This is a genomic window from Nonomuraea diastatica (assembly GCF_004349015.1).
GTDB classification, from domain to species: domain Bacteria; phylum Actinomycetota; class Actinomycetes; order Streptosporangiales; family Streptosporangiaceae; genus Nonomuraea; species Nonomuraea diastatica.
Genome location: NZ_SMKP01000398.1, coordinates 1 through 1,660, shown reverse-complemented (window position 1 = coordinate 1,660; position 1,660 = coordinate 1). Strand labels below are relative to the sequence as shown.

General features: G+C 74.5%; 1 protein-coding gene. It reads left to right on the top strand.

Annotated elements, in window-relative coordinates; all coding sequences use genetic code 11:
* On the top strand, nucleotides 1-1,660 hold a 1,660-nt coding region (locus tag E1294_RS51840; protein WP_132520705.1), incomplete at both ends, for a polyketide synthase dehydratase domain-containing protein.

Below are 1,660 nucleotides of genomic sequence, written 5' to 3'. Positions count from 1 at the left end.
CTGGCTCGGTTGTGGTCGAGCGCGGCCGAGTTGTGGGTAGGCGGTGTCGATGTCGACTGGCCGCAAACCTACGCCGGGACCCGCCCGCAGATCATCGACCTGCCCACCTACGCCTTCCAACACCAGCGCTTCTGGCTGCAGGGATCGGCGAGTGCAGGCGACGCGGCCAGCCTCGGGCTCGAGGCCACCGGCCACCCGCTGCTCGGCGCGTTCACCGGCCTCGCCGCCGGCGGAGAGGCCGTGCTCACCGGCCGCGTGTCCGTCGCCACCCACCCGTGGCTGGCCGACCACAAGGTCAACGGGCAGGTGTTCCTCCCCGGCGCGGCCCTCGTCGAGCTGGCCATCAGGGCAGGCGACGAGGCCGGTTGCGGCCTCCTCGAAGAGCTGACCATCCAGGCGCCACTCATCGTGCCCGACCCCGGCGCCGTCCAGCTCCAGCTGGCCGTAGGCGCACCGGACGAGGACGGGCGGCGGCAGCTCGGCATCTACTCGCGGATCCAGGACGCGACCGACTGGGTGCAGCACGCCGCGGGCGTGCTGGCCGCGGCCGATGCGGCGGTCCCTGAGCCGGTCGGCACCTGGCCGCCGGAGCAGGCACGGGCCGTGGCCCTGGACGAGCATTACGACGACCTCGCCGGTACGGGCCTCGACTACGGCACGACGTTCCGCGGACTGCGGGCGGCCTGGCGGCGGGGCGACGACGTCTTCGCCGAGGTGGCGCTGCCGGAAGACACCGGCACCGACGGGTACGGACTGCATCCGGCGCTGTTCGACGCCGCCCTGCACGCGATCTCCCTCGGCGGGTTCCTGGCCGATCCCGAGCCCGGCAGGCCGTACCTGCCGTTCGCCTGGAGCGATGTGGCGCTGCACGCGTCCGGGGCGACGAGACTGCGTGTGCGGATCTCCCCGGCCGGCCAGGGAGCGGTCTCCGTGGCGCTGATGGACACCGAAGGGCTGGCCGTGGCCACGATCGGCGCTCTGGCCGCCCGCCCGGTGCCGGTCGGGCCGCAGGACGGCTCCGGCACCAGGAAGCATCGCGACAAGCTGTTCCAGCTCGACTGGGTGACGCTGCCCCAGAACGGCGCGGCCGAGCCGGGCTACGAGATCGTCTCCAGCCTGGCGGCGCTGGCCGGCGTCGCGACGGTTCCCGAGCGCGTGCTGATCGAAGCGCCCTCCGGTACCCGCCTGGCCGTCCACGACGTGCTGACGGCGCTGCAGGATTGGCTGGCCGACGACCGGTTCGCTGCGTCGCGACTGGTCGTGGTCACCCGCGGCGCCGTGCCCGCCGGCGACGCGCCCGTACAGGACGTGCATCAGGCCGCCGTGTGGGGGCTCGTGCGGGCCGCCCAGGCGGAGCAGCCCGGCAGGTTCGTGCTGCTGGACCTGGCCGACGGCGCCGACGGAACGATCGGCGAGGCTCTGGCGTCGGACGAGCCGCAGCTGGCCGTGCGCGACGGCCAGGTGCGGGTGCCGAGACTGAGCCGTGCCGTCCCCGGTGGTGAGGGGCGGCCCGCGTTCGGCGCGGGCGGGACCGTGCTGATCACGGGCGGTACGGGTGGTCTGGGCGCGCTGGTGGCCCGCCACCTGGTGACCGAGCACGAGGTCAGGCGGCTGTTGCTGGTCAGCCGGCGTGGGCCGGAGGCGCCGGGCGCGGCCGAGC